Below are 20239 nucleotides of genomic sequence, written 5' to 3'. Positions count from 1 at the left end.
TGGCGCCTTCTTTCGTTTCTACTGACTCCCCTCAAACAGCATCTCGGGCTGCCGCAGGCGTTTTTCGAATGCGCTCAAGGTCAGCGGCTCGCTGAACAGATAGCCTTGATATAACCGACACCCCAACTGCTCAAGAAACTCCAGTTGCAGGGGTTGCTCAACCCCTTCGGCAATGACCGTGAGGTTCAGACTCTGGGCCATGGCCACGATAGCCCGGATGATTTCCGCGTCGTTGGGGTCGGTGGTTGCATCGCGAATAAATGACTGATCAATTTTTAGCGCGTCTACCGGCAGGCGTTTGAGGTAGGTCAGGGATGAGTAGCCGGTGCCGAAATCATCCATGGCAAAGCTGACGCCGAGTTTCTTCAGCTCATGCATCTTGGCAATGGTCTCGTCCAGATTCTGGATGACGATGCCTTCCGTGATTTCCAGCTTGAGCAGATTGCTCGGCAGGCTGTTCACGCGAAGGCAGCGTTTGACGCGATCAACGAAGTCGTTTTGCCGAAACTGGCGAGGGCTGATGTTGACGCACAAACTGAAGTGTCGGATGTCGACCAGCTTGTCGCGCAACAGTTTGCTCGCCGTTCGGCAGGCTTCTTCAAGAATCCAGGCGCCTACCTCCAGAATCATCCCGCTTTCTTCCAGGATCTGAATGAACTGGTTGGGCGGCAGGTTACCGGTCTCCGGGTGTTCCCAGCGTAATAATGCCTCCGCGCCGATGATGCGGTTGAGACGAGTGTCCACTTGAGGTTGATAGCACAGGCTGAACTCGCCGCGTGGCAATGCCATACGCAGGTCATTTTCCATACGCAGGCGTTCGCTGGCGGCTTTTTGCATCGAATCGTGAAACAGCTGCGTGGCATTGCGGCCCGAATCCTTCGCCCGGTACAGCGCGATATCGGCGCGTTTGAGGAGGTCCGCGCTGGTCAGGCCATGGTCGGGAATGAGCGCGATGCCGATGCTCGGTGTGATTTGCAGACGTTGATTGTCCAGAAACATCGGCTGGGCGAGCAGGGCGCGAAGCATGTCGGCCAGTTCCAGTACCTGATCAGTGACATCGTCGCGACTGCCTTCCAGCCCGCTGATCAGCACCACGAACTCATCGCCACCCAGTCGCGCCACGGTGTCTTCCATGCGCACGCTGGCTTCAAGCCGCGCGGTAACGATTTTCAGCACGCTGTCGCCCACCGGATGGCCCAGCGAATCATTGATGTGCTTGAAGTGATCCAGATCCATGAACAGCAGAGCGCCACGCAGGTTGTGGCGTTGCAGCAGGATTATTTGCTGGCTGAGACGGTCCATCAGCAGTGCCCGGTTGGGCAGATTGGTCAGGGAATCGTGATAGGCCAGGTGCTGAACCTGCTCCTGGGCGCTCTTCAGCTCGCTGATATCCCGGGCATTCATCAGCAGGCATTCAACATCGTTAAGCGTTATAGCTTCGACCGACACCTCAGCGGTGACGTGGGAGCCGTTCTTGTGGCAGCCGGTCATTTCCCGATGATGCACGCGGCCATTTTCTTCCAGGTCGCGAATCAACTGCTCACGTTGTTCAATATGAGCCCAGATACCCAGTTCCGAGACGGTACGGCCGATCACTTCCTCTGGGGTAAACCCCATGAGTCGGCAAAAGCCTCCGTTTGCCTCGAGATAGCGGCCACTGACGCGCTCGGTGATGGTGATTGCGTCAGGACTGGAATGGAACGCTTTGGCGAACTTCTCTTCGCTGGCCTTCAAGGCGCGTTCGGCGCGCAGGTGCGCGCTGTTGTCCATGAAAGTACTGAGCAGATAAAGCTGACGCTCCAGTTCGACTTTCAACGCGCTGAAAGTGCCTTCAATCAGCCGACCGTCGCGTGCACGCAATCGCACATCCAGCCTGACGGGTTCGTCCTGGGCAATGACCCGTCTGACCAGGCTGTTGCGGTGTTCGGAATCGTCCCATAACCCCAGGTCTACGCCCGTCCGACCAATGCTTTCGGCAGCGGACCAGCCCAGTATTGTTTCGAACTGGCGATTGACCTCGCAGATCACTCCGCTGTCGATGGCGGACAGGATCACCACATTGGGACTGAGGTTGTAGAGCGTCGCAAAACGCTTTTCCGATTCGCTCAGCGCAGCGGCATGGCCGGTGGGCTGAAAGGTGTTGCTATCTGCAAGTTCTGGCATGGGATCACGCGCCTGTAAGTAATAAAGGCAGTAATACGATCTTTAGCGTCAGGAGCTTTCAGCATTGGCTGGCCTGTGCATCGAGTAGCGCCATGAATGCCCGGGCCGCATTGGACAACGTACGCTCCGTGTGAAGTATGTAGCCTAGCTGACGACTGAGCTGTATGCCCGGTAATGGGATGCGCGCCACCTGTTCATCGAGCATAGTTCGTGGCAACACGCTCCAGGCGAGGCCAATGGAAACCATCATTTTGATGGTTTCCAGATAGTTGGTGCTCATGGCGATATCCGGCTTGAGCCCTTGGGCTTCACACAGTCCGCTGACGATGTGATGGGTGAACGTGTTGTTGCCGGGAAAGACGGCGGGATAACCCACAATGTCTTGCAGACTCACCGGGCCGCTGTTGGCCAGCGGGTGTTCAGGGGCCGCAACGAAGTCCAGCGGGTCGTCCCAGACCGGTACGGCCTTGACCAGGGTGTGAGGATCCGGGGCGAGAGTGATGACCGCCAGCTCGGCACGGCCATGAAGAATTTCTTCGTAGGCGACTTCTGAATCGAGGAACTGAATGTCCAGCGCGACCTCAGGAAAACGTCGGGTGAACTCTCGAAGCAGAGGTGGCAGACGGTGCAGGCCGATGTGATGACTGGTGGCCAATGTCAGACGGCCGGTCACTTCACCCGTCAGATTGGTCAGTGCGCGGCGGGTATCGTCCAGCACATTAAGAATCTGATAGGCCCTGGGCAACAGGGCCCTGCCGGCCTCGGTCAGGCTCACTTCCCGGCCGAGCCGGTCAAACAACCGCACGTTCAACTGCTGCTCCAGCCCGGCAATTCGCTTGCTGATAGCGGGCTGCGTCAAGTGAAGGCGTTCCCCGGCCCCGGAAAAGCTGCCGGTTTCCGCGATAGCAATAAAAGCGTTGAGGTTAGCCAGATCCATCTCAGATTCCAGTTGGTTATCCAAAGTATAAAAATTATGAATTTGAGTTATTTAAGCATATTCCATAGCATTGCCTCACAAGCCAAAGGGTCATCGGTCGATCACCCAGGGCATAGAAAGATAGAAACGCGCTGATGAGGAACCATCCGATGGCCGGCAAAACGTTGTACGACAAGCTCTGGGATTCGCACGAAGTAAAGAAGCGTGACGATGGCTCGTCGCTGATTTACATCGATCGTCACATCATCCATGAAGTGACTTCGCCACAGGCCTTTGAAGGTCTGCGTCTGGCGGGCCGCAAGCCATGGCGCATCGACGCCAACATCGCGACCCCGGACCATAACGTGCCGACTACTCCGGAACGTAAAGGCGGTATCGAAGCCATTGCCGACCAGGTGTCGCGTCTTCAGGTGCAGACTCTCGACGACAACTGCGACGAGTACGGCATTACCGAATTCAAAATGAACGACGTGCGTCAGGGCATCGTTCACGTCATCAGCCCGGAACAGGGCGCGACCTTGCCGGGCATGACCGTGGTCTGTGGCGACTCTCATACCTCCACTCATGGCGCATTCGGTGCGCTGGCCCACGGTATCGGCACTTCCGAGGTTGAGCATGTGCTCGCCACTCAGTGCCTGGTGGCCAAGAAAATGAAAAACATGCTGGTTTCCGTCGAGGGCGAATTGCCGGTCGGCGTGACAGCCAAAGACATTGTGCTGGCGGTGATCGGCAAGATCGGCACCGCAGGCGGTAATGGCCATGCGATGGAGTTTGCGGGCAGCGCGATCCGTGATCTGTCGGTTGAAGGCCGTATGACCATCTGCAACATGTCCATCGAGGCGGGCGCTCGCGTTGGTCTGGTGGCTACCGATGAAAAGACCATTGCCTACGTGAAGGGGCGTCCTTTCGCACCTAAAGGCGAGCAGTGGGATTTGGCAGTAGAAGCCTGGAAAGACCTGGTTTCCGATGCCGATGCGCACTTCGACACGGTAGTCAAACTCGACGCTGCGCAGATCAAACCGCAAGTCAGCTGGGGTACTTCTCCAGAGATGGTGCTGGCCGTTGATCAGAACGTACCGGACCCTGCTCAGGAAACTGATCTGGTCAAGCGTGGTTCTATCGAGCGTGCGTTGAAGTACATGGGCCTCAAAGCCAATCAGGCCATCACCGACATCCAGCTGGATCGCGTATTTATTGGTTCCTGCACCAACTCGCGCATCGAGGACTTGCGTGCTGCGGCTGAAATCGCCAAAGGCCGCAAGGTCGCCTCCACCATCAAGCAGGCCATCGTTGTACCGGGCTCCGGGCTGGTCAAGGCGCAGGCGGAGAGCGAAGGGCTGGACAAGATCTTTCTCGAGGCCGGTTTCGAATGGCGTGAGCCAGGTTGCTCGATGTGTCTGGCGATGAACCCGGACCGCCTGGAAAGTGGCGAGCATTGCGCGTCCACTTCCAACCGTAACTTCGAAGGCCGTCAAGGTGCCGGTGGTCGTACTCACCTGGTCAGCCCGGCGATGGCTGCGGCAGCAGCGGTCAACGGTCGTTTCATTGATGTTCGCGAACTGATTCAGCACTAAGGAGCCCAGCATGAAAGCCTTTACTCAGCACACCGGCCTTGTCGCTCCTCTGGATCGTGCCAACGTCGATACAGACCAGATCATTCCCAAGCAGTTTCTCAAGTCGATCAAGCGCACCGGCTTCGGTCCGAACCTGTTCGACGAATGGCGTTACCTGGATGTCGGGCAACCGTATCAGGACAACTCCAAGCGCCCGTTGAATCCGGACTTCGTGCTCAACGACGCCCGCTATCAAGGCGCCAGCGTGTTGCTGGCCAGGGAAAACTTCGGCTGCGGCTCAAGCCGAGAGCACGCGCCGTGGGCGCTGGAAGAGTACGGTTTCTGCGCGATTATCGCCCCCAGCTATGCCGACATCTTCTTCAACAACAGCTTCAAGAACGGCTTGCTGCCGATCATTCTCGACGAAACTGAAGTCGATGAGCTGTTCAAGCAGGTTGAAGCCAACGAAGGTTACCAGTTGACCATCGACCTGGCGGCCCAGACGGTCACTCGTCCAGATGGCAAGGTATACAGCTTTGAAGTTGATGCGTTTCGCAAGCACTGCCTGCTTGAAGGCCTGGATGACATCGGTCTGACTCTGGTGGATGGCGAGGCGATTGCCAGTTTCGAAGCGAAGCACCGCGCCAGCCAGCCGTGGTTGTTTCGCGGTTGAAATGACAGGATTGAAATGCATTCCCCTGTGGGAGCGGTGCTTGCCCGCGATAAGGCTGGACGCGGTTCACTTTAGATCGCATGAACCTTATCGTCGGAATGCCGCCCAGACCAAGCACCGCTCCCACAGGGAATCGCATCTATTAAGCTAGATTTGCTTAGGACTTACCCATGACCCACTCAGCCCACACCCAAGTAGTACAACGTCAATTCGGTGAACAGGCCGCAGCCTATCTGAGCAGTGCCGTGCACGCCCAAGGTACCGAGTTTGCGCTGCTACAGGCCGAAGTGGCGGGGCGCAGTGATGCTCGGGTTCTGGACCTTGGGTGTGGCGCCGGGCACGTGAGCTTCAATGTCGCGTCGGCGGTGGGCGAAGTGGTAGCGTACGACCTTTCGCAGCAGATGCTCGATGTGGTGGCTAATGCGGCGCAAGAGCGTGGGCTGAGTAACGTCAGTACTGTCTGCGGCGCGGCGGAAAGCCTGCCGTTCGAGGATGGCGAGTTCGACTTCGTGTTCAGTCGTTATTCGGCTCACCACTGGAGTGATCTGGCGCCTGCCTTGCGTGAAGTGCGCAGAGTACTGAAGCCGGGAGGCGTTGCTGCCTTTATTGACGTAATGTCGCCGGGCAGTCCATTGCTGGATACCTACCTGCAAAGCGTGGAAGTGCTGCGTGATACCAGTCATGTGCGCGACTATTCCGCCGCCGAATGGCTGCGGCAGGTCAGTGAGGCGGGGCTGTTCACCCGTAGTCACAGCCGCCAGCGTCTGCACCTTGAGTACAACTCCTGGGTAGAGCGCATGCGTACCCCGCAAGCCTTTCGGGTCGCGATCCGGGAGTTGCAGCAGGCCATGGGGGCGGAGGTGCGCGAGTATTTCGAGATTACCGCTGACGGCTCGTTCAGCACCGATGTTCTGGTGTTATGGGCCGAGCGTTAGTTCTATCCGTTTATGTAGATGAAGAGGCGCTGACCGACAGTGCCGTTACAAAAAATTGAGGATGTTATGAGCAAGCAGATTCTGATTCTCCCAGGTGACGGTATTGGTCCGGAAATCATGACCGAAGCGGTCAAGGTGCTGGAACTGGCCAACCAGAAGTATCAACTGGGCTTCGAACTCAGCCACGACGTGATCGGCGGCGCGGCCATCGACAAGCATGGCGTGCCACTGGCCGATGAAACCCTGAACCGTGCCCGCGCTGCTGACGCCGTATTGCTGGGCGCTGTGGGCGGCCCGAAATGGGACACCATCGAGCGTGATATCCGCCCAGAGCGCGGTCTGCTGAAAATCCGTGCGCAACTGGGCCTGTTCGGCAACCTGCGTCCGGCCATCCTGTATCCGCAACTGGCTGACGCCTCCAGCCTCAAGCCTGAAATCGTTGCCGGCCTGGACATCCTCATCGTCCGTGAGCTGACCGGCGGTATCTATTTCGGTGCCCCGCGTGGCAGCCAGACGCTGGAAAACGGCGAGCGTCAGGCCTACGACACGCTGCCGTACAGCGAGAGCGAAATTCGTCGTATCGCCCGCGTCGGTTTCGACATGGCGCGCGTGCGTGGCAAGAAACTCTGTTCAGTGGACAAGGCCAACGTCCTGGCTTCCAGCCAGCTGTGGCGTGAAGTGGTCGAGGAAGTCGCCAAGGACTATCCGGACGTCGAACTGAGCCACATGTACGTCGACAACGCCGCCATGCAGCTGGTGCGTGCGCCGAAGCAGTTCGATGTGATCGTCACCGATAATATGTTCGGCGATATCCTGTCCGACGAAGCGTCGATGCTCACCGGCTCCATCGGCATGCTGCCGTCTGCCTCGCTGGATGCCAATAACAAGGGCATGTATGAGCCTTGCCATGGCTCGGCACCTGACATCGCGGGCAAGGGCATTGCCAACCCATTGGCGACTATCCTTTCGGTCTCGATGATGCTGCGTTACAGCTTCAATCTGACCGACGCTGCCGATGCCATTGAAAAGGCTGTAAGCCTGGTTCTTGATCAGGGCTTGCGCACGGGCGACATCTGGTCGGCCGGTAACGCGAAAGTCGGTACGCAGGAAATGGGCGACGCTGTAGTCGCCGCGCTGCGCAATCTGTAATATCTCGGGCCCGTCGCGAATTCGAACCCGGATACGACGGCCCACTTTTTAAACAAGGTGTAGTTGCGATGAAACGTGTAGGTCTGATCGGTTGGCGTGGAATGGTCGGTTCCGTGCTCATGCAGCGGATGCTGGAAGAGCAGGATTTTGATCTGATCGAGCCGGTGTTTTTCACCACCTCCAACGTAGGCGGCCAAGGCCCCTCCGTGGGCAAGGACGTGGCTCCGCTCAAAGATGCTTACAGCATTGACGAGCTGAAAACCCTCGACGTGATTCTGACCTGCCAGGGCGGCGACTACACCAATGAGGTGTTTCCGAAGCTGCGCGAAGCCGGCTGGCAGGGTTACTGGATCGACGCCGCTTCCAGCCTGCGCATGCAGGATGACGCGGTCATCGTTCTGGACCCGGTTAACCGCAAGGTCATCGATCAGCAACTGGATGCGGGCACCAGGAACTACATTGGCGGCAATTGCACCGTCAGCCTGATGCTGATGGGTTTGGGCGGCCTGTTCGAAGCCGGTCTGGTGGAGTGGATGAATGCCATGACCTATCAGGCGGCTTCCGGTGCGGGCGCGCAGAACATGCGTGAACTGATCAAGCAAATGGGCGCGACTCACGCGGCTGTTGCTGACGATCTGGCCAACCCGGCCAGCGCGATTCTGGACATCGACCGCAAGGTCGCCGAAGCCATGCGCAGCGATGCCTACCCGACGGAAAACTTCGGCGTGCCATTGGCGGGCAGTCTGATCCCGTGGATCGACAAAGAACTGCCGAACGGCCAGAGCCGTGAAGAGTGGAAAGGCCAGGCCGAGACCAACAAGATTCTGGGTCGCTTCAAGAGCCCGATCCCGGTGGATGGTATCTGTGTACGTATCGGTTCGATGCGTTGCCACAGCCAGGCATTGACCATCAAGCTCAACAAAGACGTGCCTATCGCCGATATCGAAGGTTTGATCAGCCAGCACAACCCTTGGGTGAAACTGGTGCCAAACCATCGCGAAGCGAGCATTCAGGAGCTGAGCCCGACGTCTGTAACCGGCACCATGAGCATTCCGGTGGGCCGTCTGCGCAAGTTGAACATGGGCTCGCAGTATCTCGGCGCGTTCACCGTAGGCGACCAGCTGTTGTGGGGCGCGGCTGAACCGCTGCGTCGCATGCTGCGTATCCTGCTGGAGCGTTGATCGTCCGGTTGTAGCTGACATGAAAAACCGCCTTTCGGGGCGGTTTTTTTATGGGCGCTTAAAAATAACGCGGTCCTGTTGGAGCCGAGCTTGCTCGCGAAGGGCGATTCCCCGGTCATATTTGTAGACCGCAGCGCTTGATTCGCGGGCAAGCCTCGCTCCAACAAAAAAATCCCAAAATATGGGATTGAAATTTACATATTGAGATATTTCTCTTTTAAGGTTTATAGTCCCCCTCGCACTCACTGCTCAAAAAATAATAGGTGAAGCGATGCAAGCGCATTTGATCGCGCTCGATTGGGGGACAACCTCTCTTCGTGCTTATCGACTCGGCGACCATGGCCGGGTGCTGGAACAGCGCTCCCTGAGCGCGGGCATCATGCAATTACCGAGTTCGCCGCGAATGATCGCCGGTGAGCTCTGCAGCGACGGTTTTGAACTGGCTTTCGACGAGGCTTGTGGCGACTGGCTTGATGCCGAGCCAAACCTGCCGGTCATTGCCTGTGGCATGGTCGGCAGCGCCCAAGGCTGGCGTGAAGCCGTCTATCGGGAAACTCCGGCCAGCGTCTCCGGCCTTAGCTCTGCCTTGCAAACCGTGCGCAGCCTGCGTGGCGTCGATGTCCACATCATCCCTGGCGTACTTCAGCGTTCGGTGCTGCCCAATGTCATGCGCGGTGAAGAAACCCAAGTGCTGGGCGTTCTGGCAGGACTGTCCGCCACTGAAGCCCTCAAACCCCTGTTGATTGGTTTACCCGGCAGCCATTCCAAATGGGTTCAGGCCGCCGAGGGCTGCATCCTGCATTTCGATACGTTCATGACCGGCGAAGTCTTCGCCGCGTTAAGCAATCACACGATTCTTGGCCGCACCATGCAGCGCAGTGATGCCTTCGATCAGGCGGCGTTCGATCTGGGTGTCGCGGTGGCGTTGTCGGCTGACGGCGCAGCGGGGCCGCTGTCGACGATTTTCAGTTGCCGCACCTTGGGGCTGACCGGCCAACTGAGCGCCGATGCCCAACCTGATTATTTGTCCGGTCTGCTGATCGGTCATGAACTGGCAACCCTCGCCACTCTGCAGCGTGCCCATCATTCCGAATTGCCTCACGTCATTCTTCTGGGCGGCGAGCAATTGTGTCTGCGTTATGGGCGAGCCCTGCACGCCTGCGGTTTTCTTCACGTGACGGTGGCAGAACAAGCTACCGAGCGCGGTCTATGGCAAGTGGCGCTTAAAGCCGGCTTGCTCGCTAACATTCCATTAGAGGTCTGACATGCTCAAGCAAGCACTGCTCGAAAACGGCTTGATCGCCATTCTGCGTGGCCTGCGCCCGGCGGAAGCGCCTGCCATAGGCGATGTGTTGTACCAGGCGGGTTTCCGGGTCATCGAGGTGCCACTCAATTCGCCGCAACCCTACGACAGCATCCGTCTGTTGCGCCAAAGCCTGCCTGCCGACTGCCTGATCGGGGCGGGTACGGTGATGACTCCTGAGCAGGTCAATCTGGTCAAGGAGGCGGGCGGGCAGGTCATCGTCATGCCGCACAGCGACGCCAAAGTGCTGCGTGCCGCCAAAGAAGCAGGGTTGTTTCTGTCGCCAGGCGTGGCAACGCCCAACGAGGCCTTTGCTGCGCTGGCCGAGGGCGCTGACGTGCTGAAGCTGTTCCCGGCTGAGCAGATGAGCCCGGCCGTCGTAAAAGCATGGCTCGCCGTGTTGCCAATTGGCACCGCGCTGGTTCCGGTGGGCGGTATTACGCCGGACAACATGAAGGTCTTTCTGGATGCCGGCGTAAAAGGTTTCGGCCTCGGCTCGGGCTTGTTCAAGCCAGGCATGAGCGTGGCTGATGTGGGCGAGCGTGCTCATGCCTATGTCGCGGCCTGGAAGCAATTGACCGAACGTTTCTGAGTCAACCAGAGCGCCCCAGGCGCCAATTCAAATAAGAGAATCGCACACATGAAAATCACCAAACTCACGACTTTCATCGTCCCGCCGCGCTGGTGCTTCCTCAAGGTCGAAACTGATCAAGGCATTACCGGCTGGGGCGAGCCGGTGGTTGAGGGTCGCGCTCATACGGTTGCAGCCGCCGTCGAAGAGCTGTCTGACTACCTGATCGGCAAAGACCCGCGCAACATCGAAGACATCTGGACCGTGCTCTACCGTGGCGGCTTCTATCGTGGCGGCGCGGTGCACATGAGTGCGCTGGCCGGTATCGATCAGGCGTTGTGGGACATCAAGGGCAAGCATCTGGGTGTGTCGGTCAGCGATCTGCTCGGCGGTCAGGTGCGCGACAAGATCCGCGTTTATTCGTGGATCGGCGGCGACCGCCCTGCGGACACGGCGCGTGCGGCAAAAGAAGCGGTGGAGCGGGGCTTCACGGCGGTGAAAATGAACGGCACCGAAGAGCTGCAGTTCCTCGATACGTTCGACAAGGTCGACCTGGCGCTGGCCAACGTCGCCGCGGTGCGTGACGCGGTCGGACCAAACGTGGGCATCGGCGTCGACTTCCATGGCCGGGTGCATAAACCCATGGCCAAAGTGCTGATGAAAGAACTGGATCCGTACAAGCTGATGTTCATCGAAGAGCCCGTGCTCAGCGAAAACTACGAGGCGTTGAAAGAGCTGGCACCCTTGACCAGTACGCCGATTGCCCTGGGCGAACGGCTGTTTTCGCGCTGGGATTTCAAGCGCGTATTGAGTGAAGGCTACGTCGACATCATCCAGCCGGATGCGTCGCATGCGGGCGGTATCACCGAAACCCGCAAGATCGCCAACATGGCTGAGGCCTACGATGTCGCCCTTGCGCTGCATTGCCCGCTGGGGCCGATTGCCCTGGCCGCGTGCCTGCAACTGGATGCGGTCTGCTACAACGCGTTCATTCAGGAGCAGAGCCTGGGCATTCATTACAACGAGAGCAATGACCTGCTGGATTACATCAAGAATCCCGAGGTGTTCGATTACGACAAAGGCATGGTGAAAATCCCCAACGGACCAGGCCTGGGCATCGAAATCAATGAAGAGTACGTCAAGGAGCGCGCCGCTATCGGCCATCGCTGGCGCAACCCGATCTGGCGTCATGCCGATGGCAGCTTTGCGGAGTGGTGATTTCTCAGGCTGACGCCTGACCCTTGTAGGAGCTGCCGAAGGCTGCGAAAGCGATTTGCTTGAGTCACCGCGATTCGCAGCCTTCGGCAGCTCCTACAGGCGTTCACCCAGTTCATAGCGACCTCAATAAAGACAAAAAGAGGCACCTCACATGCAAACCCGCACTCTCGAAGGGGCGGCGTCTTTAGTCACGCCTACTCGCAAGCGTTACTTCATCATGGTGCTGTTGTTCATCACCGTCGTGATCAACTATCTGGACCGCAGCAACTTGTCCATCGCCGCGCCCGCACTGACCAGCGAACTGGGTATCGATCCGGTGCATGTCGGGCTGATTTTCTCGGCGTTCGGCTGGACTTACGCTGCCATGCAATTACCCGGTGGCTGGCTGGTTGACCGTGTACCGCCCCGAATTCTGTACACCGTCGCATTGGCGCTGTGGTCCATCGCGACCATCATGCTCGGCTTCGCTGCCAGTTTCATCGCACTGTTCGTGTTGCGCATGGCGGTGGGCGCCCTGGAAGCACCGGCGTATCCCATCAACAGTCGTGTGGTCACCACATGGTTTCCCGAGCGTGAGCGAGCCACGGCCATTGGTTTCTATACGTCAGGCCAGTTTGTCGGTCTGGCATTTCTGACACCGGTACTCGCCTGGCTGCAAGCGCATTACGGCTGGCACATGGTGTTTGTCAGCACCGGTGCTGTGGGCGTGCTCTGGGCGGTCATCTGGTACATGGTGTATCGCGAGCCTCGTGATTTCAAAGGCGTTAACGAGGCGGAAATCGAGCTGATTCGCGAGGGCGGCGGGTTGGTGGATATCCAGGCTGATACGGCGAAGGAGAAGCGTCCGTTCAGTTGGGCGGATCTGGGCATCGTTCTCACCAAACGCAAGCTCTGGGGGATCTACCTGGGTCAGTTCTGTCTGAACTCTACGCTGTGGTTCTTCCTGACCTGGTTCCCGACGTATCTCGTTAAGTACCGAGGCATGGATTTCATCAAGTCCGGTCTGTTGGCTTCCCTGCCATTTCTCGCGGCGTTCGTCGGTGTGCTGTGTTCGGGGTTTTTCTCCGACTGGCTGATTCGTCGCGGTCATACCGTCGGTTTTGCGCGCAAGTTACCGATCATTGCCGGTCTGCTGATTTCCACTTCGATCATTGGTGCCAACTTCGTGGATTCGACGCCGCTGGTCATCGCGTTCCTCGCGCTCGCGTTCTTCGGCAATGGCTTGGCATCCATCACCTGGTCGCTGGTGTCGACCCTGGCTCCGGCGCGCCTGCTGGGCCTGACGGGCGGGACTTTCAACTTCATTGGCAACCTGTCGGCAATTGCCACGCCGATCGTGATTGGCTTTCTGGTCTCCGGCGACTCCTTCGCGCCTGCGATCACCTACGTTGCGGTGCTGGCGTTGATCGGCGCGCTGTCCTACATCCTCTTGGTGGGCAAGGTCGAGCGTATCGAGCTGTAACGACGGGTATCGCGGGTAGCATGGAAATGGGCTGGCGGCGATAATGCCGCCAGCTTTTTGAGGGGATAAGGCCGGATATGTCGCAAGCGCTCGACGACACAGCAAGCAGCACTGCCAAGGACCCAGCTCCGACGGGAACCCAAACCCTGTTGCGCGGACTTGGCGTGGTCCAGGCCGTCGCCGACGGTGCGCGGGACCTCAAGGAAATCGCTCGGCGCATTGGTACGACGCGCAGCACCACGCACCGGCTGGTCAGTTGCCTGGTAGAGGAGCGTTACCTGCGGGTTTTGCCTCAGGTCGGCTATCTGCTGGGGCCAAAGCTGATCGAACTGGGCTTTCAGGCGCGCGAAGAAGTGCCGTTGGCGATGCTGGCCCGGCCGTATCTGGATGAGCTTTCACAGTTGACGGGCGACACTGTCCACCTCGCGATTCGTGATGGCGACGAAGTGCTTTATCTGCACAAGAATCCTGGACGTAACGGTCCTGAAATGCGGTCGCGAGTCGGCCATCGTATGCCCCTGGCGCGTACCGGAATCGGCAAAGCGCTGCTGCTGGACAGCCCGGAAAGCGAGTGGCTGCGGTTGTATCAGGTCAGTCTGCCGGAAGTGGCGCGCAATCCGTCATGGCCCGCTCACGAGGAGCAATCCTGGGAGCAGGTGCGTCAGCGTATGTATGAATACGTAGAGGGCGGTTACGCATTTGATCTGGAGGATAACGAACCGTCGATCCGCTGCGTGGCAGCGCCGATTCGTGATGCGGGCAAACACATTGTTGCCGGTATCAGCATTGCCAGTACCGTGCCTTACATGCCGCTGGAAAAAATGGCCGAGCTGGTGCCGTTGATCAAACAGGTGGCAGGCAGGTTGTCGGCAGAATTGGGTGGGTAGGCTTTGACCTTGTGGGAGCGGTGCTTGCCCGCGATAGGAGCGACGCGATTCATGTTAGATCGCGTTTAGCCTTATCGCGGGCAAGCACCGCTCCCACAGGAATTCATCCAATCAGCAGGGATCGCTGACCGATCAGGCTTTCAACGTCGCCATATCGATCACAAAGCGATACTTCACGTCGCCTTTTACAACACGCTCGAACGCTTCGTTGATGTTGCGAATGTCGAGCATCTCAATGTCGCAGGTGATGTCGTGTTCGGCGCAGAAATCCAGTACTTCCTGGGTTTCTGCCATGCCACCGATCATCGAGCCAGCCAGTACCTTGCGGGACATGACCAGATTTACTGCGTTCACCGGCGGATCTACTGGCTCGATCAGCCCCACCAGAATGTGCACGCCATCGAAGCGCAGAGTCTGCAGGTAGGGGTTGAGATCGTGCTGCACCGGGATGGTGTCCAGCAGGAAGTTGAATGTCCCGGCAACGGCTTGCATCTGCGCTTCGTCGGTGGAGATGACCACATGATCAGCGCCCTGACGACGACCTTCTTCTGCCTTGCTGGCGGAGCGGGTGAACAGGGTGACTTCAGCGCCCATGGCCTTGGCGAACTTGATGCCCATGTGGCCCAGGCCGCCCATGCCCAGCACGCCAACCTTGTCACCAGCCTTCACACCGTAGTGCTTGAGTGGCGAGTAGGTGGTAATGCCTGCGCAAAGAATCGGAGCAGCGCTGGCCAGGTTCAGTTTTTCAGGAATGCTCACTACGAAGCGTTCACTGACTACGATGCTGTCGGAGTAGCCGCCCATGGTCAGGCTGCCGTCGATGCGGTCCTGCCCGGCATAGGTTGGGGTCATGCCGTTCTGGCAGTAGTTTTCCAGATCCGCTTTGCAGGCGTCGCAAGTGCGGCACGAGTCAACCATGCAGCCAACGCCTACCAGGTCGCCGACTTTGTACTTGCTGACATCGGCACCGACCGCAGTCACTTTGCCGACGATTTCGTGGCCGGGCATCAGTGGGTAAGCCGCGAAACCCCACTCGTCACGGGCCTGGTGAATGTCAGAGTGGCAAACGCCGCAAAACATGATTTCGATGGCCACATCATCCGGACGCGGGCTGCGGCGTTCGAAGGACATGGGGGCGAGGGGCGCGGTCGATGATTGAGCGGCATAACCGATAGCTGTGTACATGGTGAACCTCGCAAGGCAATGAATAATTGAGGCTGACCAGTTTGCGGGAAGGTGGGGTTCAGGACCATGGTCATTCCTCCGCGACTCATGCCTGATCCTCCGGAAGTTTTGGGTTTGATATTGCTACATGTGGCATTTCTGCGATCATGCAGCTGTCTAATCCTCCGCCCGGTGCCTCATGTTGTTGCCTCATCAATCCGATGCCAATGCCACCCTCGTTTCGCTGATCAAGCCATTGGCAACGCGTCCAGGTTTCGTCCCGACGCTGCTGCCTGAAGTCAACGTGGTGTCGCTTTCCACTTATGTAGCGAGTAGCCCGCAGATCTACGAGCCGAGCCTGATGATCATCGCTCAAGGCGGAAAGCTGGCCAGTCTCGGTACCAGGACCTTCGATTACGGTGCCGGGCATTATCTGGTTCAGGCACTTTCGGTGCCGTTCATGTGCGAAACCTTTGCCACCCCTGAAGCGCCATTGTTTGGCGTTTCGGTGGCGATTGACCGGGTGATGCTGGGCGAGCTGGTGCAGGCCATGGGGCCGATGCCGGATCAGGTTGTTGAAGCGCAGACTCCGGAGTCCATGACCTCGGTGTTGCTGGATGCGCCGATGCGGGAAAGCGTCGAACGATTGTTGCGTTGCCTGCACGATCCGCTGGATTGCCAGGTGCTGGGCCCGTCGCGGCTGCGCGAAGTGCTGTATGCCGCGTTGCGCGGTCCTCAAGCCGGGGTCTTGCGTGCGCTGGTCGCCCAGCAGAGTCATTTTTCCCGTGTCGCGGCATCGCTGGCCTACCTGCATAGCCATTACGCCGAGCCGTTGAATGTGGACACCCTGGCACGGCAGGCCAACATGAGTGCATCAACCTTTCATGAGCATTTCAAGCGCAGCACCTTGCTGTCGCCGGTGCAGTATCTCAAGCGTCTGCGCCTGCTCAAGGCCCAGCAAATGCTGATTGCCGAAGGGATGGGAGTGGCGCAGGTCGCGCATTGCGTCGGGTATCAAAGCACGTCGCAATTCAGCCGGGAATATAAGCGCTACTTCAACCGAAACCCGGGTGAAGAGGGGCTGCAACTGCGAATTCCGGCTTGATTTGCGATACAAAAAAAGCCCCGTAAGGGGGCTTTTCTCTTTTAGCTTGCAGCTAAAAACTTGCAGCTGCTCTGTTACATATTCGGATACGTCGGGCCGCCGCTGCCTTCCGGTGTCACCCAGGTGATGTTCTGCGAAGGGTCCTTGATGTCACAGGTCTTGCAGTGCACGCAGTTCTGGGCGTTGATCTGGAAGCGCTTCTCGCCGTCTTCCTGAGTGACCACTTCATAAACGCCAGCCGGGCAGTAGCGTTGTGCGGGTTCGTCATACAATGGCAGGTTGGTACCGATCGGGATGCTCGGGTCGGTCAACTTCAAGTGGCACGGCTGTTCTTCTTCGTGGTTTGTGCCCGAGATGAACACCGAGCTGAGCTTGTCGAAGCTGAGCTTGCCGTCGGGTTTCGGGTAGTCGATCTTTGCCGAGTCTGCTGCCAGCTTCAGGCAGGCATAATCCGGCTTGGTGTCGTGCAGCGTGAACGGCAGCTTGCCACCGAAGATGTTCTGATCAACGAAGTTGAACGCGCCGCCCATGATGGCGCCGAATTTGTGCAGGGCCGGGCCGAAGTTGCGGCTGGCGAGCAGCTCTTCGTGCAGCCAGCTGTTTTTGAAGGCGGAGACATAAGTGTTCAGCTCATCGCCGCCTTCTTTACCTGCAAGTAACGCCTCTGCCACCGACTCTGCAGCCAGCATGCCGGACTTCATCGCCGTGTGGCTGCCTTTGATCTTGGCAAAGTTCAGGGTGCCCAGATCGCAACCGATCAGTGCGCCGCCCGGGAAGACCATCTTCGGCAGCGAATTCAGACCGCCTTTGCAGATTGCTCGCGCGCCGTAGCTGATGCGTTTGCCGCCTTCAAGGTACTGCGCGACCACCGGGTGGTGCTTGTAGCGCTGGAATTCATCGAACGGGGACAGGTAAGGGTTGCTGTACGACAGGTCGACGATCAGACCTACGACCACCTGGTTGTTTTCCAGGTGATATAGGAAAGAACCGCCCATGTTGTCATCGTCCAGCGGCCAGCCAGCGGTATGCACCACCAGACCTTGTTCATGTTTGGCCGGGTCGACTTCCCAGATTTCTTTCAAACCAATGCCGTAGTGCTGGGCGTCAGCTTCGGTATCAAGGTTGAAGCGTTTGATCAGTTGCTTGCCAATGTGGCCACGGCAGCCTTCGGCGAACAGGGTGTACTTGCCGCGCAACTCCATGCCGGGGGTGTAGAGACCGTCTTTTGGCTTACCCTCGCGGTCGACACCCAGGTCACCGGTAATAATGCCGCGTACCACACCGTTTTCATCGATCAACGCTTCCTGAGCGGCGAAGCCCGGGTAGATTTCTACACCGAGGTTTTCGGCCTGCTGGGCGAGCCAGCGGCACAGGTTGCCGAGCGAGATAATATAGTTGCCTTCGTTGTGCATGGTCTTGGGCACAAACAGGTCAGGCACTTTCATCGATTTTTCAGCGCTGCGCAGGACATAGATGTCATCGCGCTTGACCGGGGTGTTCAGCGGCGCGCCGAGGTCTTTCCAGTCCGGGAACAACTCGTTTAGCGCGCGGGGTTCGAACACTGCGCCCGAGAGGATGTGTGCGCCAACTTCGGAGCCTTTTTCCACCACGCAGACGCTGATTTCCTGACCGGCTTCAGCAGCCTTTTGTTTTAGACGGCACGCGGCAGAAAGCCCGGCGGGGCCGGCACCGACGATGACGACGTCGAATTCCATAAATTCGCGTTCCACAGGCTATCTCCTACTCAAGGCTCACAGTATTTTTTTATATGCAGCGTACTAACCAGCGTGCGGGGCATCAGTAACCCGCATCTTCGAATGCTGCGCAGTATATCTACACCACCCGGCAGGGCCAATACAAACGTTTGTTTGAAATGGCCGCAGGCCAGATAAAACGTAGACGCGCGGCTCATGACTGGCGGTTTTGTCGTATTGACCGCATAACGGCTTGCGGTCAAGATACGGACGGTTTTGCGCTCGCCGTAGGCTGAACATCGCCTGAACTGTACCTCTGAGGCGTCACGAGCGCGCTACAGACAATCCAGGCCACGAAGAATGCGGGTGCAAAGTTTACACGCCTGCATTACCCAGATGTGCGGCATCTGGCGTTTATCCCTGTTTAGGTGGCTTGTTTATCGAGGCCGCCGTTCGTTCTGTACGAATACGGCTGTTCCCAGAGGTTGCTTCAAGGGTACATATGCATCGCCGGGTGCTGCACCGGGCGACTTTCTTTTCACCGGAGAGAAACGAGGAATCCATGAAGGTTCTAGTAGCTGTCAAACGAGTGGTCGACTATAACGTCAAGGTTCGCGTCAAGGCGGACAACTCCGGCGTCGATCTCGCTAACGTCAAAATGTCGATGAACCCCTTCTGCGAAATCGCTGTGGAAGAAGCCGTACGCCTGAAAGAGAAGGGCGTTGCGACTGAAATCGTCGTTGTGTCCATTGGTCCGACCAACGCTCAGGAGCAACTGCGTACCGCGCTGGCTCTGGGTGCCGACCGTGCCATCCTCGTTGAGTCTGCCGAAGAGCTGAACTCTCTGGCCGTTGCCAAGCTGCTCAACGCGGTCGTTGCCAAGGAACAGCCTCAGTTGGTCATCCTCGGCAAACAGGCGATCGACAGCGACAACAATCAGACAGGCCAGATGCTGGCGGCCTTGAGCGGTTTTGCCCAGGGTACTTTCGCTTCGAAAGTTGAAGTCAGCGGCGACAAGGTTGCCGTGACCCGCGAAATCGACGGCGGTTTGCAAACCGTTTCGTTGAGCCTGCCAGCCGTGGTCACCACTGACCTGCGTCTGAACGAGCCACGCTACGCGTCGCTGCCCAACATCATGAAAGCCAAGAAGAAGCCGCTTGAAGTGCTGACCCCAGACGCTCTGGGTGTTTCCACTGCATCGACCACCAAGACCATCAAAGTCGAAGCGCCTGCTGCGCGTAGCGCGGGCATCAAGGTGAAGTCGGTGGCTGAACTGGTCGAGAAACTGAAAAACGAAGCGAAGGTAATCTGATCATGACTATCTTGGTAATCGCTGAACACGACAACGCTGCATTGGCTCCGGCCACTTTGAACACTGTCGCTGCTGCTGCCAAAATTGGCGGCGACATTCACGTACTCGTTGCCGGTGCAGGCGCTTCGGCTGTTGCCGATGCCGCGGGCAAAGTAGCGGGTGTGGCGAAAGTTCTCGTTGCGGACAACGCCGCCTACGCCCATCAACTGCCGGAGAACATCGCTCCGCTGGTGGTAGAACTGGCGGCTGGCTACAGCCACATCCTGGCGGCTGCCACCTCCAACGGCAAAAACATCCTGCCGCGCGTTGCTGCCCTGCTGGACGTCGACCAGATCTCCGAGATCATTTCGGTTGAGTCGGCTGACACCTTCAAGCGTCCGATCTACGCGGGTAACGCCATCGCTACCGTTCAGTCGTCGGCCTCGATCAAAGTCATCACAGTGCGCGCTACCGGTTTCGATCCGGTTGCTGCTGAAGGCGGTTCTGCTGCAGTTGAAGCGGTTTCTGCCGCTCATGACGCAGGCAAATCCAGCTTTGTCGGTGAAGAACTGGCCCAGTCTGATCGTCCGGAACTGACCGCTGCCAAGATCGTCGTTTCTGGCGGGCGTGGCATGCAGAATGGCGACAACTTCAAGCACCTGTACACGCTGGCTGACAAGCTGGGTGCTGCTGTTGGCGCTTCCCGTGCCGCCGTGGACGCAGGCTTTGTGCCGAACGACATGCAAGTCGGTCAGACTGGCAAGATCGTGGCGCCTCAGCTGTACATCGCGGTGGGTATCTCCGGCGCGATCCAGCATCTGGCAGGCATGAAAGACTCGAAAGTCATCGTCGCTATCAACAAGGATGAAGAAGCGCCCATCTTCCAGGTAGCCGATTACGGTCTGGTAGCCGACCTGTTCGAAGCCATTCCTGAGCTGGAGAAGCTGGTCTAA

General features: G+C 58.2%; 16 protein-coding genes and 1 pseudogene. 13 read left to right on the top strand and 4 right to left on the bottom strand.

Translation table 11 applies throughout. From position 1 onward, the window contains the following. Positions 1 to 18: 18 nt before the first annotated feature. Positions 19 to 2109, bottom strand: a pseudogene (locus CKW31_RS16350) (putative bifunctional diguanylate cyclase/phosphodiesterase); the annotation flags it as partial. Between the two features lie 112 nt (positions 2110 to 2221). Beyond that, the gene (locus CKW31_RS16345; RefSeq protein WP_095097038.1) at positions 2222 to 3100 is read right to left on the bottom strand and encodes a LysR family transcriptional regulator; all 879 of its coding nucleotides are present in this window, start codon (positions 3098 to 3100) and stop codon (positions 2222 to 2224) included. 149 nt (positions 3101 to 3249) lie between these two features. Here CKW31_RS16345 and leuC point away from each other — a divergent pair, with 149 nt between their 5' ends. The 10 genes from leuC (at position 3250) to CKW31_RS16295 (ending at position 14032) form a co-directional block, all read left to right on the top strand. Continuing rightward, on the top strand, positions 3250 to 4674 hold the full coding sequence (gene leuC, locus CKW31_RS16340) for a 3-isopropylmalate dehydratase large subunit (RefSeq protein ID WP_095097035.1): 1425 nt from the start codon (positions 3250 to 3252) through the stop codon (positions 4672 to 4674). 10 nt (positions 4675 to 4684) lie between these two features. Next, positions 4685 to 5326, top strand: coding sequence for a 3-isopropylmalate dehydratase small subunit (leuD, locus tag CKW31_RS16335; protein WP_095097032.1), 642 nt, complete (start codon positions 4685 to 4687; stop codon positions 5324 to 5326). Positions 5327 to 5496: 170 nt separating this feature from the next. Continuing rightward, a complete protein-coding gene (locus CKW31_RS16330) occupies positions 5497 to 6261 on the top strand; it encodes a class I SAM-dependent methyltransferase (RefSeq protein WP_095097029.1) in 765 nt (254 codons plus the stop codon). Positions 6262 to 6327: 66 nt separating this feature from the next. Next, positions 6328 to 7410 carry a 3-isopropylmalate dehydrogenase gene (leuB, locus tag CKW31_RS16325; protein WP_095097026.1) on the top strand — a complete coding sequence of 361 codons (1083 nt, stop codon included), beginning with the start codon at positions 6328 to 6330 and terminating at the stop codon, positions 7408 to 7410. Positions 7411 to 7478: 68 nt separating this feature from the next. Then, positions 7479 to 8591, top strand: a complete 1113-nt coding sequence (gene asd / locus CKW31_RS16320; protein WP_095097023.1) for an aspartate-semialdehyde dehydrogenase — start codon at positions 7479 to 7481, stop codon at positions 8589 to 8591. Between the two features lie 271 nt (positions 8592 to 8862). Next, positions 8863 to 9855 carry a 2-dehydro-3-deoxygalactonokinase gene (locus CKW31_RS16315; RefSeq protein WP_095097020.1) on the top strand — a complete coding sequence of 331 codons (993 nt, stop codon included), beginning with the start codon at positions 8863 to 8865 and terminating at the stop codon, positions 9853 to 9855. A 1-nt stretch (position 9856) separates the two neighbouring features. Further along, a complete protein-coding gene (locus CKW31_RS16310; protein WP_095097017.1) occupies positions 9857 to 10486 on the top strand; it encodes a 2-dehydro-3-deoxy-6-phosphogalactonate aldolase in 630 nt (209 codons plus the stop codon). A gap of 48 nt (positions 10487 to 10534) precedes the next feature. Continuing rightward, the gene (gene dgoD / locus CKW31_RS16305; RefSeq protein WP_027900875.1) at positions 10535 to 11683 is read left to right on the top strand and encodes a galactonate dehydratase; all 1149 of its coding nucleotides are present in this window, start codon (positions 10535 to 10537) and stop codon (positions 11681 to 11683) included. Between the two features lie 151 nt (positions 11684 to 11834). Then, positions 11835 to 13145 carry an MFS transporter gene (locus tag CKW31_RS16300; protein ID WP_095097014.1) on the top strand — a complete coding sequence of 437 codons (1311 nt, stop codon included), beginning with the start codon at positions 11835 to 11837 and terminating at the stop codon, positions 13143 to 13145. A gap of 77 nt (positions 13146 to 13222) precedes the next feature. Beyond that, complete coding sequence (locus CKW31_RS16295) at positions 13223 to 14032, top strand: IclR family transcriptional regulator (protein ID WP_095097011.1); 810 nt, start codon at positions 13223 to 13225, stop codon at positions 14030 to 14032. A gap of 132 nt (positions 14033 to 14164) precedes the next feature. On the opposite strand, the gene CKW31_RS16290 is transcribed toward CKW31_RS16295, so the two are convergent. Continuing rightward, entirely contained in the window at positions 14165 to 15217 is a 1053-nt protein-coding gene (locus tag CKW31_RS16290) for an NAD(P)-dependent alcohol dehydrogenase (protein ID WP_095097008.1), read from the bottom strand. 178 nt (positions 15218 to 15395) lie between these two features. Between CKW31_RS16290 and CKW31_RS16285 the strand changes: the two genes are divergently transcribed. Beyond that, positions 15396 to 16301: an AraC family transcriptional regulator gene (locus CKW31_RS16285; RefSeq protein ID WP_095097005.1), complete on the top strand. Its 906-nt coding sequence runs from the start codon at positions 15396 to 15398 to the stop codon at positions 16299 to 16301. A gap of 74 nt (positions 16302 to 16375) precedes the next feature. Here the strand turns inward: CKW31_RS16285 and CKW31_RS16280 are convergent, their stop codons facing one another. Continuing rightward, on the bottom strand, positions 16376 to 18031 hold the full coding sequence (locus CKW31_RS16280) for an electron transfer flavoprotein-ubiquinone oxidoreductase (protein ID WP_095097002.1): 1656 nt from the start codon (positions 18029 to 18031) through the stop codon (positions 16376 to 16378). Between the two features lie 526 nt (positions 18032 to 18557). Between CKW31_RS16280 and CKW31_RS16275 the strand changes: the two genes are divergently transcribed. Both CKW31_RS16275 and CKW31_RS16270 read left to right on the top strand, forming a co-directional pair. Next, positions 18558 to 19307, top strand: coding sequence for an electron transfer flavoprotein subunit beta/FixA family protein (locus CKW31_RS16275; protein ID WP_095096999.1), 750 nt, complete (start codon positions 18558 to 18560; stop codon positions 19305 to 19307). Between the two features lie 2 nt (positions 19308 to 19309). Then, entirely contained in the window at positions 19310 to 20239 is a 930-nt protein-coding gene (locus tag CKW31_RS16270; RefSeq protein ID WP_095096996.1) for an electron transfer flavoprotein subunit alpha/FixB family protein, read from the top strand.

The sequence above is a fragment of the Pseudomonas sp. Irchel 3A5 genome (assembly GCF_900187575.1).
Lineage (GTDB): Bacteria > Pseudomonadota > Gammaproteobacteria > Pseudomonadales > Pseudomonadaceae > Aquipseudomonas > Aquipseudomonas folii.
Note: the sequence above shows the minus strand (reverse complement) of the source record. Positions and strands in the feature narration are given on the sequence as shown.